Source organism: Nocardioides sp. AN3 (assembly GCF_054653495.1).
This window is the reverse complement of sequence record NZ_BAAIGC010000009.1, coordinates 18,858-31,329: the sequence shown is the minus strand read 5'-3', so window position 1 is coordinate 31,329 and position 12,472 is coordinate 18,858. Positions and strand designations below refer to the sequence as shown.

At 70.3% G+C, this 12,472-nt stretch carries 13 protein-coding genes; all 13 read left to right on the top strand.

Going from position 1 to position 12,472, the window contains the following annotated elements; all coding sequences use genetic code 11:
• Positions 1–108 precede the first annotated feature (108 nt).
• The gene (locus tag ACYQ1K_RS12045; protein WP_459983230.1) at positions 109–1,308 is read left to right on the top strand and encodes a CaiB/BaiF CoA transferase family protein; all 1,200 of its coding nucleotides are present in this window, start codon (positions 109–111) and stop codon (positions 1,306–1,308) included.
• A gap of 31 nt (positions 1,309–1,339) precedes the next feature.
• Entirely contained in the window at positions 1,340–2,227 is an 888-nt protein-coding gene (locus ACYQ1K_RS12040) for an LLM class F420-dependent oxidoreductase (protein WP_459983229.1), read from the top strand.
• 16 nt (positions 2,228–2,243) lie between these two features.
• The gene (locus tag ACYQ1K_RS12035) at positions 2,244–3,695 is read left to right on the top strand and encodes an aldehyde dehydrogenase family protein (RefSeq protein ID WP_459983228.1); all 1,452 of its coding nucleotides are present in this window, start codon (positions 2,244–2,246) and stop codon (positions 3,693–3,695) included.
• Complete coding sequence (locus tag ACYQ1K_RS12030) at positions 3,677–5,272, top strand: AMP-binding protein (protein WP_459983227.1); 1,596 nt, start codon at positions 3,677–3,679, stop codon at positions 5,270–5,272. The genes ACYQ1K_RS12035 and ACYQ1K_RS12030 overlap by 19 nt, the downstream gene beginning before the upstream one ends.
• 143 nt (positions 5,273–5,415) lie before the next feature.
• Complete coding sequence (locus ACYQ1K_RS12025) at positions 5,416–6,594, top strand: ABC transporter substrate-binding protein (protein ID WP_459983226.1); 1,179 nt, start codon at positions 5,416–5,418, stop codon at positions 6,592–6,594.
• A gap of 2 nt (positions 6,595–6,596) precedes the next feature.
• Entirely contained in the window at positions 6,597–7,460 is an 864-nt protein-coding gene (locus ACYQ1K_RS12020; protein ID WP_459983225.1) for a branched-chain amino acid ABC transporter permease, read from the top strand.
• The gene (locus ACYQ1K_RS12015; protein ID WP_459983224.1) at positions 7,453–8,436 is read left to right on the top strand and encodes a branched-chain amino acid ABC transporter permease; all 984 of its coding nucleotides are present in this window, start codon (positions 7,453–7,455) and stop codon (positions 8,434–8,436) included. Before ACYQ1K_RS12020 ends, ACYQ1K_RS12015 begins: the two co-directional genes overlap by 8 nt.
• Positions 8,433–9,227: an ABC transporter ATP-binding protein gene (locus ACYQ1K_RS12010; protein ID WP_459983223.1), complete on the top strand. Its 795-nt coding sequence runs from the start codon at positions 8,433–8,435 to the stop codon at positions 9,225–9,227. The genes ACYQ1K_RS12015 and ACYQ1K_RS12010 overlap by 4 nt, the downstream gene beginning before the upstream one ends.
• Positions 9,214–9,921: an ABC transporter ATP-binding protein gene (locus ACYQ1K_RS12005; RefSeq protein ID WP_459983222.1), complete on the top strand. Its 708-nt coding sequence runs from the start codon at positions 9,214–9,216 to the stop codon at positions 9,919–9,921. The genes ACYQ1K_RS12010 and ACYQ1K_RS12005 overlap by 14 nt, the downstream gene beginning before the upstream one ends.
• A gap of 75 nt (positions 9,922–9,996) precedes the next feature.
• Positions 9,997–10,452: a VOC family protein gene (locus ACYQ1K_RS12000; RefSeq protein ID WP_459983221.1), complete on the top strand. Its 456-nt coding sequence runs from the start codon at positions 9,997–9,999 to the stop codon at positions 10,450–10,452.
• Positions 10,453–10,479: 27 nt separating this feature from the next.
• Positions 10,480–11,295 carry an IclR family transcriptional regulator gene (locus ACYQ1K_RS11995; RefSeq protein ID WP_459983220.1) on the top strand — a complete coding sequence of 272 codons (816 nt, stop codon included), beginning with the start codon at positions 10,480–10,482 and terminating at the stop codon, positions 11,293–11,295.
• A gap of 126 nt (positions 11,296–11,421) precedes the next feature.
• Complete coding sequence (gene npdG / locus ACYQ1K_RS11990; RefSeq protein WP_459983219.1) at positions 11,422–12,084, top strand: NADPH-dependent F420 reductase; 663 nt, start codon at positions 11,422–11,424, stop codon at positions 12,082–12,084.
• Positions 12,081–12,398: an NIPSNAP family protein gene (locus tag ACYQ1K_RS11985; RefSeq protein WP_459983218.1), complete on the top strand. Its 318-nt coding sequence runs from the start codon at positions 12,081–12,083 to the stop codon at positions 12,396–12,398. Before npdG ends, ACYQ1K_RS11985 begins: the two co-directional genes overlap by 4 nt.
• The last annotated feature ends 74 nt before the right edge of the window (positions 12,399–12,472 follow it).

Sequence of the window (12,472 nt, the reverse complement as noted above, 5' to 3'; positions counted from 1 at the left end):
ATCGACACCTCGAACATAGTCCAACGGTCGATCGGACGAGGAGTGACGCTTGACACGCCCAGGGCGCGGGTCTACGTTTGTTCGAAATTCCGATATAAGTTCAGCATCATGAACGGAACCCACGTGCAAGCTCTCGAAGGAATCCGCGTCATCGACGCCGCGACGATGGTCGCCGGACCGCTCGGCGCCTCGATCCTCGGCGACTTCGGCGCCGAGGTGATCAAGGTCGAGCCCATCGGCGGGGACGAGTCGCGGACCTTCGGCCCCGGGCGCGACGGCATGAGCGGCGTCTTCGCCGGTGTGAACCGGAACAAGCGGGCGATCGCGATCGACCTGCGCACCGTCGAGGGCCGGCAGGTGTTCGACGAGCTGTGCGCGGGCGCCGACGTCCTGATCGAGAACATGCTGCCAGCCGTCCAGGAGCGCTTCGGCCTGACGCCGGCCGAGGTGCGGGCGCGGCATCCCCACCTGATCGCGCTCAACGTCAGCGGCTACGGCGACGTCGGCCCGCTCGCCGGCCGGCCGGCACTGGACCCGGTCGCCCAGGCGATCACCGGGTTCATGGCAGCGACAGGCTGGCGCGGCGGTGAGGCGATCAAGGCCGGCCCGCCGGTCGCGGACGCGGCGGCCGGCTACCTGGTCGCGGTCGCGGCGCTGGTCGCCCTTCTCGCGCGCCAGAGGACCGGCGAGGGGCAGGACGGCTCGGTCTCGCTGGTCGGGTCGCTGTTCCACCTGCAGACGCCCTGGCTGGGTCAGTACCTGCTCGCCGACTACGTCCAGGAGCGGCCGGGCAATGCCAGCAACTTCTACGCGCCGTACAACGCCTATCCGACGAAGGACGGCGGCGCCGTCCACGTGGTGGCGTTCAACGACCGGCACTTCGTGAAGCTCGCCCACGCGATCGACCGGCCCGACCTGCTCACCGACCCGCGGTTCGACACGGCCCCGCACCGGCTCGAGAACGCCACCGCCGTCGACGCCGCGATCGCTCCGTGGTTCGCCCGGCACCAGCGTGACGAGATCGTCGAGATCCTCGCCGGGGCCGGCATCATCTGCGCCCCGGTCCTCGGCTACGACGAGTCGGTCGAGCACCCGCAGATCAAGGCCATGGACCTCGTCGTGCGCATCGACCACGACGACCTGGGCGAGCTCAGGGTCCCGGGCATTCCGATCAGGCTGGGTCAGACCCCTGGCGACATCCGCCGCCCGCCGACCTCCGTCGGCGAGCACACCTCCGAGATCCTCGGCGATCTCGGCTACGACGCAGGCTCGATCGCCCGCCTGACGGCAGACGCCGTCGTTCGATGAACAACCAGAAAGATCTGAGAGGAACAGTGTGATGAAGGTCGGAATCAGAATTCCCGGTGCAGGTCCGTGGGCCGGCCCCGAGGCGATCGCGGAGATCTCGCAGTTCGCCGAGAAGGCCGGGTTCGACTCCCTGTGGATGACGGACCACGTCGCTCTGCCGACGAAGGTCGACACCCCCTACCCCTACACCTCCGACGGCAAGTTCCTCTGGGCTCCCGAGACCCCCTACCTCGACTGCCTGACGTCGCTCACGTGGGCGGCCGCCGCCACCGAGCGCGTGGAGCTCGGCACGTCGTGCCTGATCCTGCCGTGGCGCCCCCTCGTCCAGACCACCAAGACGCTCGTCAGCATCGACGTCCTCTCGCGAGGTCGGCTGACCGTCGCGATCGGCGTCGGCTGGATGAAGGAGCAGTTCGACATCCTGGGGGCGCCGTTCAAGGACCGCGGGCGCCGCGTCACCGAGATGATCAACGCGATGCGCCACATGTGGACCGAGGACGAGGTCGACTTCACCGGCGACTTCTACGACCTGCACCACTTCAAGATGTATCCGAAGCCGGTCCGGGGCACCATCCCCGTCTGGTTCGCCGGCTACAGCGAGGCCTCGCTGCGCCGGATCGCCGCAATCGGCGACGGCTGGCACCCTCTTGCCGTCGGGCCGGAGGACTACGCGGGCTACCTCGCGACGCTGACGTCGTACGTCGAGCAGGCCGGTCGCGACATGAGCGAGATCACGCTGACCGCCCGGCCGCTGCGCACGGCGCCCTACAACGCCGAGACGATCGAGGCGTACGGCGCCCAGGGCGTCACCCACTTCATCTGCGACACCTCGTTCGAGCACGAGACGCTCGCCGAGGCGGTCGAAGAGCTGCAGGAGCTGGCCGAGGCCGTTCTGCCCACCGCCCACCAGCTGCCCTGATTCGGACGTGACACTCATGCAGGCATCCACTGACAAGGTCCCGCTCGTCCTCGACGGCGAGCTCGTCGAGTCCTCGACCGGGGCGCGCTTCGACACCGTCAACCCGGCGACCGGCGACGTGTTGGCGTCGGTCGCCGAGGCAGGTGTCGAGGACGTGGACCGCGCGGTCCGCTCGAGCGCGGCGGCGGCCACGAAGTGGCAGCGCATGCGCCCCTCCCAGCGTGCTCGTCTCCTGACCCGGTTCGCCGGGCTCGTGGAGGAGCACGGCGAGGAGCTCGCGATGCTGCAGACCCGCGACATGGGCAAGCCGATCCGCGAGTCGCGGTCCATCGACCTGCCGGTCATGATCGAGACGTTGGACTACTTCGCCGGGCTCGTGACGAAGATCGAGGGCCGGACCACGCCGGCGCCCGGGCGGTTCCTGAACTACACGGTGCGCGAGCCGATCGGGGTCGTCGGAGCCATCACCCCGTGGAACTTCCCCGCGGTCCAGGCCGTGTGGAAGATCGCGCCGGCCCTGGCGATGGGCAACGCCATCGTCCTGAAGCCAGCGCAGCTCGCCCCGCTCGTGCCGGTCGCGCTCGGCGAGCTCGCGCTCGAGGCCGGCCTGCCAGCCGGCCTGGTGAACGTGCTGCCCGGCCGCGGCTCCGTCGCCGGCCAGGCCATCGCCGACCACCCGGGGATCGGGAAGATCACCTTCACGGGGTCGACCGACGTCGGGCGAGGGATCGGCCGCTCGGCCGCCGACCGTCTCATCACCGCCTCGCTCGAGCTCGGCGGCAAGTCGGCGCTCGTGGCCTTCGCCGACTCCGCCCCGGCCACGGTCGCGTCCGTCGTCTTCCAGGCGATGTACAGCAACCAGGGCGAGACCTGCACGGCGCCGAGTCGTCTGCTCGTCGAGCGGGCGATCTACGACGAGGTCATCGACCTCGTCGTGCAGAGGGTCCAGGCGGCCCGCGTGGGCGACCCGGAGGAGACGGCGACCGAGATCGGCCCGCTGGTCGACGCGGCCGCTCGCGCCTCGGTGCACTCCTACGTCACGGCGGGCGTCGCCGAGGGCGCGAACCTGCTGGTCGGCAACGCTGCCGACCCGTCGCCCGAGGAGCCCGGCTTCTTCTACCAGCCGGCCCTGTTCGCCGACGTCACGCCGGACATGCGGATCGCGCAGGAGGAGATCTTCGGACCGGTCCTCTCCGTCCTGCCCTTCGAGGGCGAGGAGGAGGCCCTACGGCTGGCGAACGACACCATCTACGGGCTCGCGGCCGGGGTGTTCACCCGCGACGTCGGCCGGGCACTTCGTTTCGCGCAGACGCTCGACGCCGGGACGGTCTGGGTCAACAGCTGGGGCGTTCTGAACCCGGCGTCGCCCTACAGCGGCTTCCGCTCCAGTGGTCACGGCAGTGATCTCGGTCAGACGGCGATCGAGAGCTTCACCAAGGAGAAGAGCGTATGGGTGCGCTTGGACTGACCCCGGCTCGCGTGATCTCACGGCTCAGCGAGGCGCGCGATGTCGCGTCATGGGTCCCCGACCCGAGCTACTCGATGGTGCGCGACGCCCTGTTCGACCAGAACCCCCACCGGGTCGCGGTGCTGCAGGGGGGCCCGCACGGCGTCGAGAGCGTGACGTTCGGCGAGGTCCAGGAGGCGGTCCGGCGCCTGGCCGGTGCCCTGCGACGACGCGGGGTGAAGCCCGGCGACCGGGTCGCCATGTATCTGGACCCGTCGAAGGAGGCGGCGCAGGTCGTCTGCGCCGTCCTCGCGGCCGGGGCGGTGATCCTCCCGATCCCGAGGCTGATGGCCGGCTCCTCGGTCACCCACCGACTGCGCGACGCCGCGGCGTCGATCCTCGTGACGGACGAGGCCGGCGTGAGCCGGCTGCTCGAGACCCAGGCGTCGGAGACGGGCGTGCCCGTCCTGACGGTCGACTCCTCGTCCGCGGACGACCTCTTCGACGAGGCCCACACGGCTGTCCCCCTCGAGCCTCACGTCCCGGACGGGGACGAGCCGGCCCTCCTCATGTACACCTCGGGGACGAGCGGCAGCCCGAAGGGGATCGTGCACGCGAACCGGGTGCTCCTGGGTCACGCGGGCGTCGACTACGCCTTCGAGCTGTTCCAGGACGACGACGTCTACTTCGGGACCGCGGACTGGGGCTGGGTCGGCGGCCTGATGCTCGGGCTGCTCGTCCCCTGGTCGTTCGGTGTGCCCGTCGTGGCGTTCCGGCAGCAGCGCTTCGACGCCGCCCGGACGCTCTCCCTCTTCGAGCGCTACGGGGTGACCAAGGCGTTCCTGCCGCCGTCGGTGCTGCGGCTGCTCGCGGCTCACGGGCATGGGCCGGAGCGTCGGCTCCGGGCCGTGGTGACCGGCGGGGAGCCGGCGGGAGCCGCGGAGATGGCCTGGGCGCGCCGCCACCTGGCGGCCTCGGTGAACAAGGCCTTCGGGCAGACCGAGGCCAATGCGCTCATCGGCGACTCCGCCGCGCTCGGGTCCGTGGACGATGCCACCATGGGGGCGCCGTACCCCGGGCACGACGTCCGGCTCCTGGACGAGGCCGGCGAGGAGGTCGCGTTCGGAGAGGTCGGAGAGATCTCGCTCCGCCTGCCCGACCCGGTCGCGACGCTCGGTGTGTGGAGCACCGATCTCGGACGGCCCGTGCCGCCCACCGGACAGTGGCACCGGACCGGTGACCTCGCCCGAGCGGTGTTCGGCCACCGGCTCGAGTACCTCGGGCGTGCGGACGACGTGATCAAGAGTCGTGGCTACCGCATCGGTCCCAGCGAGATCGAGGACGCGCTCAAGCTGCACCCCTCGGTCGAGGACGCCGCCGTCGTCGGCGTGCCCGACGCCGAGGTCGGCCAGTCGATCAAGGCGTTCGTCCAGCTCGACCACGCCGAGCTCGACGCGACCCTCGAGCGCGCCCTGCGGGACCTCGTGGCGACGACGGTCGGCCCGCACGCGAAGCCGCGGGCGTTCGAGTCCATCCACGAGGTGCCTCGCACCGAGACGGGGAAGATCCTGCGCCGCGACCTCGCGCCGCACGCCTGAGCCCCAGGTCTTCCAGATCCAGTCTTCCCCAACCCGTTCTTCCCCACCCCAGCTGATCGATCGCTCATCGACAGGCAGTGGCGGCTGGCCGCTGCAACAACGAGTTCTCGGATCAACCAACCCATATTCACGAGGAGATTGCCATGGGACGACCGATGGTGGCCGCGCTCGGTGCCGGCGCGGCGCTGGCCCTGCTGGCCGGGTGCGGCGGAGCGAGCACGACAGGGGGCGGCTCCGCGGCGGGGGCGGAGAAGCCGGCCGGCAAGGAGGTGACGGTGGGCCTGATCGCGCCGTCGTCAGGCGTATACGGGCTCTACGGCCCGGTGCTCGCAGGTGTGATGAAGGGCGCGTTCTCCGCGCCGGGTGCCCCGTCGGGGCTCAATCTGCTGACCGAGGACGACGCCGGTGACCCGCAGACCGCCTTGACCAAGGCCCGCCAGCTGGTCCAGGAGAAGGGCGCCGACGTGGTCGTCTGCTGCGTCAACGGGGCGGCGACCTTGGCGGTCGCCCCCTACCTGCAGAGCGTCGGCGTCACGCAGATCGCGCCCATCCCAGGGCCGGGCGGGCTCGGGAAGTTCACGACCGCCTATTCGGTGGGGTTCTACCCCGCGCAGGTGACCCGGCCGTTCGGCGCCTACGCCGCGAAGGAGCTGGGCTACAAGAAGGCCGTCATCCTCGCGAGCGACTTCGTCCAGGGCCACGACGTCGCGAACGGGTTCAAGGCAGGCTTCACCTCGGCCGGCGGGACGGTCGTCAAGGAGATCTACCCCCCGCTCGACACCTCGGACTACGGGCCCTTCCTCAGCCAGGTGTCGGACGCCGACGTCGTCTTCGGCTTCTTCGGGGGAGCCGACGCGGTCCGCTTCGTCAAGCAGTACGCCGCCGCCGGGCTCAAGGACAAGGCGCAGCTGATCGGGCTCGGCCCGATGGTCTCGCGTCTCGTTCTGAACCAGATCGGCGATGCGGCCCTCGGCGTCCAGGGCGTCTTCCACTATGCGGAGACCGGGACTGCAACGCCGGCGGACAAGGCGTTCACCGCCGCCGTCTCAGCTGTCGCGCCGCCGGCCGTCACGCCCAACTTCGTCCAGGCGAACGCGTGGACCACGGCCCGCGTGATCGAGCAGGCCGTCGCTGACTCACGCAAGTCCGGTGACGGCCTCACCCAGGCGGTCGCGCAGGCGAAGGTCGATGCTCCTTGGGGCCCGTTCTCGTTCAACGCCGAGACGCACTACCCGGCGCTGAAGGGCCTCCTCTTCGAGGTCGTCCCCGGTGCGAAGGGCCTCGACCACAAGGTCCTCGCGACGTTCGACGGCGAGCAGTAGACATGGGGCAGTGGCTGGCGGTCACGGTCAACGGACTGGCGTTCGGGATGCTGCTGTTCATCCTGTCGTCGGGGTTGACCCTGATCTTCGGGCTGGGACGCTACGTGAACCTGGCGCACGGGGCGGTGTACCTCCTCACGGCGTACCTGACGATCGAGACCTACTCGCGCACCGGCTCGTACTGGGCGGCCGCGGTCGTCGCGCTCGTCTCGGCGGCGCTGGTCGGGACCGCGCTCTACGGCTCGTTCGTCCGCGGTCGCGCCTGGCTCCGCGGGAACCCGCTCCCGCAGGTCCTGCTCTCGTTCGGGATCATCTACGTGATCTCCGACCTGACCCAGGCCCGCTACCACGGGCTCGCCCAGGCACTGCCTGTCCCCTCCCAGGTGTCGGGCTCCGTGACGCTGGCGGGTGCCACCGTCACGGAGTACCGCCTGGTCCTCGTCGGCGTCGGCGTGCTCGTCGCGCTCGGCCTCTGGCTGCTGCTGACGCGGACCTCGTTCGGGACCGCGGTGCGCGCCGGTGTGGACGACCACGAGATGCTCTCGGCGGTCGGCCGCAACCCGGAGTGGCTCTTCGCAGCAGTCTTCGCCGTCGGCTTCGGCCTGATCGGCGTCTCGGGCCTCGTCGGCTCGGCGTTCATCGGCGCCTCGCCGGGCGTCGAGTACACGATCATCCTCTACACGCTGCCGATCATCGTGGTCGGCGGCATGGGCAGTCTGCCGGGCGCGTTCGTGGCCAGCATCCTCGTCGGGGTCGGCGACTCCGTCGGCAAGGCCTACTTCCCCGAGCTGTCCCTCTTCCTCATCTTCGCGATCGTGGTCCTCACGCTCGCCTTCCGTCCGGAGGGGCTGGTGCGCAGTGCCTAGTCGGTCCGTCATCCTCGGCGTCGCCCTCGCGGCGCTCGCCATCGTGCTGCTGCGCGGCAGCCTGAGCGGCTACGCGCTGTCGGTGTGGGCGCTCGGTGCCGTCCTCGCGGGGCTGGGCATGAGCCTGAGCCTCCTGGTCACCTATGCCGGTCTCCCGTCCCTGGCGCAGGCTGCGTTCTACGGGACGGGCGGCTACGCGGTCGGGATCCTCGCGGTCCGGCAGGGCCAGGGCAACCTCTGGATCGGGCTGCTGGTGGCAGCGGTCGTCTCCGGCCTGCTCGCCCTCGTCCTCGGGGTGGTCAGTCTGCGGACGCGAGGCATCTACTTCCAGATCATCACGCTCTCCTTCACGGCCATGATCTGGGGCCTGGCCGTGAAGTGGCGCTCGTTCACGGGCGGCGACGACGGGCTGGTCGGGATCTACCCCCCGAACCTGGCGCCCTTCCGCGGCGCCATGGCCGGGCCGCAGCAGGCGTTCACGTTCTCGGCAGTGGCCCTCCTGCTCATCTGCCTCACCGTGCGGATGGTCCGGCGCTCGGCCTTCGGGCACATCCTGGTCGGCATCCGTGACAGCGAGTCGAGGATGGCGGCCCTCGGCTACCGCACGACCGCCTATCGCCTGGGAGCCTTCGTGCTGAGCGGTGTGCTCGCCGCCATCCCGGGGGCGCTGCTCACCTACCAGCTCCAGTTCGCGAGCCCGGCGCAGCTCAACTTCGTCGTCTCGATCCAGGCGCTCCTCATCGTCGTCCTCGGGGCCGGCACGCTGCTCGGGCCCGCGTTCGCGGGCGTCGCCGTGGTCTGGCTGCAAGAGCTCCTCCAGCGCCACACCGACCACTGGCTCCTCATCCTCGGCGCCATCTACGTCGCGGTCGCCCTGGTGAACCCGCCCGTGCTCGCCCTCCGGCTACGGCGGCGCCTGACCGTCCGTCGGCGGCCGGTCAGCTCGGCCGCCCTCGTCCTGGAGGACGCCCGATGACGCGCATCGGCCGCTCCGGCGGCGTGGCACTGGCCGCGGACGCGGTCTCGGTCCAGCTCGGTGGGGTCAGGATCCTGCAGGAGCTCTCGATCTCGCTCGAGCGTGGCGAGCGCCGCGCGATCGTCGGACCCAACGGCGCCGGGAAGACGACGATGTTCAACGTCTTGACCGGGGTCCTGCGCCCCCAGTCGGGCCGCGTGTCCCTGCACGGTCGCGACGTCACGCGCTGGGACGTCAGCCGGCGAGCGGCCGGCGGGATGGCGCGGACCTTCCAGGTCACCAATCTCATGCACACGATGACGGTCCAGGACAACGTCGTGCTCGCGCTCGCCGCGGCGCGGCCGGGGGTTCGCCGCGACCTGGTCCGTCCTCTGCGGTCGCGCCCCCTCGACCGGCCCGCGGCCGTACTGCTCGAACGCTGGGGGCTGGACGACCGTCGTCACGCGCCGGTGCACTCCTTGTCCTACGGGGAGCGCCGCGAGCTCGAACTCGTGCTCGCGGTCGCCAACACTCCCGACGTCCTTCTGCTCGACGAACCGGCCGCCGGCCTCTCGCCCACGGAGACGTCGCGTGTCTGCGAGCTCGTCGAGCGCCTCCCGCGCGAGACGAGCATCGTGCTCATCGAGCACGACCTCGACATGGCGCTGGCCCTCTCCGACAGCGTCACGGTGATGGCCGAGGGCTCCATCAGAGGGACCGGAAGCGCCGACGACCCCGCGATCTCGGCTCTGGTCGAGGACGTGTACGTCGGCGCCGGGCAGACTCAGGAGGACCCCGATGCTGTGCGTTGAGAGCCTGCGGTCGGGCTACGGCTCGATCGAGATCGTGCGCGGGCTGAGCATGGACGTCGCCGCCGGCGAGGTCGTGGCCCTGGTCGGCCGCAACGGGGGGGGCAAGACGACGCTGGTGAACACGATCATGGGCTTCAGTCCGGCCCGGGAGGGGACCATCGTGCTGGAGGGGCGGGACATCACCGGTGCACCTGCGCACGTGCGCAACCGGCGCGGTCTCGCCCTGGTGCCGCAGGGCCGCCGCGTCTTTGGGTCCCTCACGGTGGATCAGACCCTGTCGCTCGCGCGTCGGCCGGGCGGCTGGGACCTCGAGCGTGCGGCCTCCGTCTTCCCGCGGCTCGCGGAGCGGCGCGGCACCCGGGCGCGCAACCTGTCCGGTGGTGAGCAGAGTGCGCTCGCCATGGCGCGTGCGCTGGCCACCGCGCCGAGGATGCTGCTCCTCGACGAGCCGTCCGAGGGGATGTCGCCGCACGTGCTGCGGGCCCTGTCGACCGTCGTCTCCGCGCTGCGCGACGAGGGTGCCGGCGTCCTGCTCGTCGAGCAGAACCTGGCCTTCGCGCTGACGGTCGCCGACCGGGTGCTCGTCATGGCACGTGGCCACATCGAGGTGTCCCTCCCCGGCGACGAGGCCCGGGCCGATCCCGAGGCGGTGTCTCGGCATCTGGTCCTGCAGGGCAGCAACCAGGCGGGCTGAGACGCCGCTCCTACCACCAGATCAAGCAACGAGAGCAAGAGAGAGGAAGTGATCGACGTGCGAAGGTTCTGGCACGTGGGCATCAACGTCACCGACATGGATGCCACGATCGAGTTCTACAAGTTGATCGGCTTCTCCGTCGTCCAGGACAAGCAGGTCGAGGACGCGAACCTCGCCCGGGCGTTCTTCGTCGAGGGCGCGAGCGAGCTCAGGTTCGCCCACATGCGCCTCAACGACTCGCCGGACGAGGCCCTGCTCGACATCATCGAGTGGCACGGACTGCCCGACCAGGGCAGCAACCCGCAGACCGATCTCGTCCACCCTGGTCTGTGCCGGTTCTCGATCCTGACGAGCGACATCCAGGCCGAGTATGACCGGCTGGTGCCCGAGGGCGTCGAGTTCCTCCACGAGCCGCAGACGATCATGGGCCCCGACGGTGTGAACGGCTGGAAGCTCCTTTTCGCGAAGGATCCGGACGGCACCCTGTTCCACTTCGTCGAACTGATCGGGGATGCGGCTACCGTCGGGTGACGCATCGACACCAAGGAGGCACACCGAGTGGCCAGGAACGGGAGCGCCCCACCGGCGCAGTTGGACAACGCGGGGTCCGCCGAGGCCTCGGGGGGACTGCTCGTTCCTGCGGTGACCCGCGCGACCAGGGTCCTCGAGACCCTGGTCCGGCAGCCGAGCGGGGCCAGCCTGACCGAGCTCGCGGAACGATGCGCGCTCGCGAAGAGCACGGCATCGAACCTGCTGCGGACGATGGTCGCCGAGGGGCTGGTGAGCTACGACCCCGAGACGCGCCGCTACAACCTGGGCCCACTGCTGGTGGAGTTCGGCGTCGCGGCGGTCACGAGGACGACGGCGGTCAACGAGGCACGGCCGTTCATGGAGCGGCTCGCCGAGCAGACCGAGCTCGCCTGCCTGGCCATCCAGCCCATGCCCGACGGGCACTTCACCGCGATCGCGAAGATCGAGAGTCGCAAGGACATCAAGATCACGATCGAGGTCGGTGCTCGCTTCGGCCGGAGTGCGCCCCTTCTGTCCCGTCTGGCGAGCGCCTGGCCTGGCCCGGGCGCGACTCCGGCGCTACGGTCCGCGGACAAGAGCGTGGTCGAGCAGATCCGCTCCCAGGGCTACGGCGTCGCCTGGGGCGAGTATCGCCCCGAGCTCAACGTGGTCGGCTTCCCGGTCTTCGACCGCGACGCCCGACCCTGCCTCTACATCAGCCTTCTCGGGATCGGCGCCGACCTGACCGCCGAGGGCGTCGACCGGATGGCCGACTACCTCGTCGAGGCGGCCCGCTCGATCACCACCAGCAGCGGGGGCAGGCTGCCCACCGACTACCCCCCGGCAGGTCGCGAGACCGCCTGACCGCCTGACCGGCTGACCGGCAGCACCGACCCGGGACGCGCGGCCCTACCGCCGCATGCGTCCTCGGGCCCTGCTGCCCTGCCCGAAAACTCCTGCCCATCTCCCATCCAGAACTGGAGGAGCACCATGACCAACCACACGATCGCCGTGATCGGCGGAACCGGACCTCAGGGCCGAGGACTTGCCCGATGGCTCGCCAACGCCGGTCACACCGTCGTGATCGGGTCGCGCTCGGCCGAGCGCGCCGAGGAGGCAGCCCGTGACGTGCGCGAACGGACGAACCGAGACGTGAGCGGCGCCGACAACAGCTCGGCAGTCGCCATGGCCGAGGTCGTCCTGATCGTCATCCCGTGGAAGGGACACCGCGAGCTGGTCGAGTCGCTGGCCGGCGAGCTCGACGGCAAGCTGGTCGTCAGCTGCGTCAACCCGCTCGGTTTCGACGCCGGTGGTGCGTACGGACTCGAGGTCCTCGAGGGCAGCGCTGCCCAGCAGACCCAGGAGATCGTGCCCGGCGCGCGCGTGGTCGGGGCCTTCCATCACCTGTCGGCCGTGAGCCTGTGGGAGAGCGAGAACCCGCTGCACCACGAGGACGTGCTCGTCTGCGGCGACGACCCGGACGCCAAGGAGGCAGTGATGCGGCTCGCCGCCGACGTCACCGGCCACCGCGGCATCGACGCAGGCTCCCTGCGCCTGGCGGCCCAGCTGGAGCCGCTGACCGCCGTCCTCATCAACATCAACCGCCGCTACAAGGCACGCTCGGGCATGGCGATCGCGGGCTTGGAGCGTTGATCTTCGAGCTGCGCGAGTATGTGGCCCTGCCGGGACGCGCCGAGGACCTGCACCGCCGGTTCGCCGACATGACGCTGGACCTCTTCCGCGATGTCGGGCTCGACGTCGTCGGCTTCTGGCACGAGGTGGGGGACCGGCACCGACTCCTCTACCTCAACCGCTTCGACTCGGTGGAGCAGGCCGAGGAGCACTGGACGGGGTTCCGCGCGGACCCGCGCTGGAAGGCGATCCAGGCCGCCACCGAGCACGAGGGGCCGCTGATCGAGTCGATCACGGTCACCTACCTCACCACCCCGGACTACGTGGCCTTCTAGGCGTCCCGGGCTCTTGACCGTGGGACAGTCATGTCCATATTCTGTTCAGAATGATGATCGCAGTTCAGTAAAAT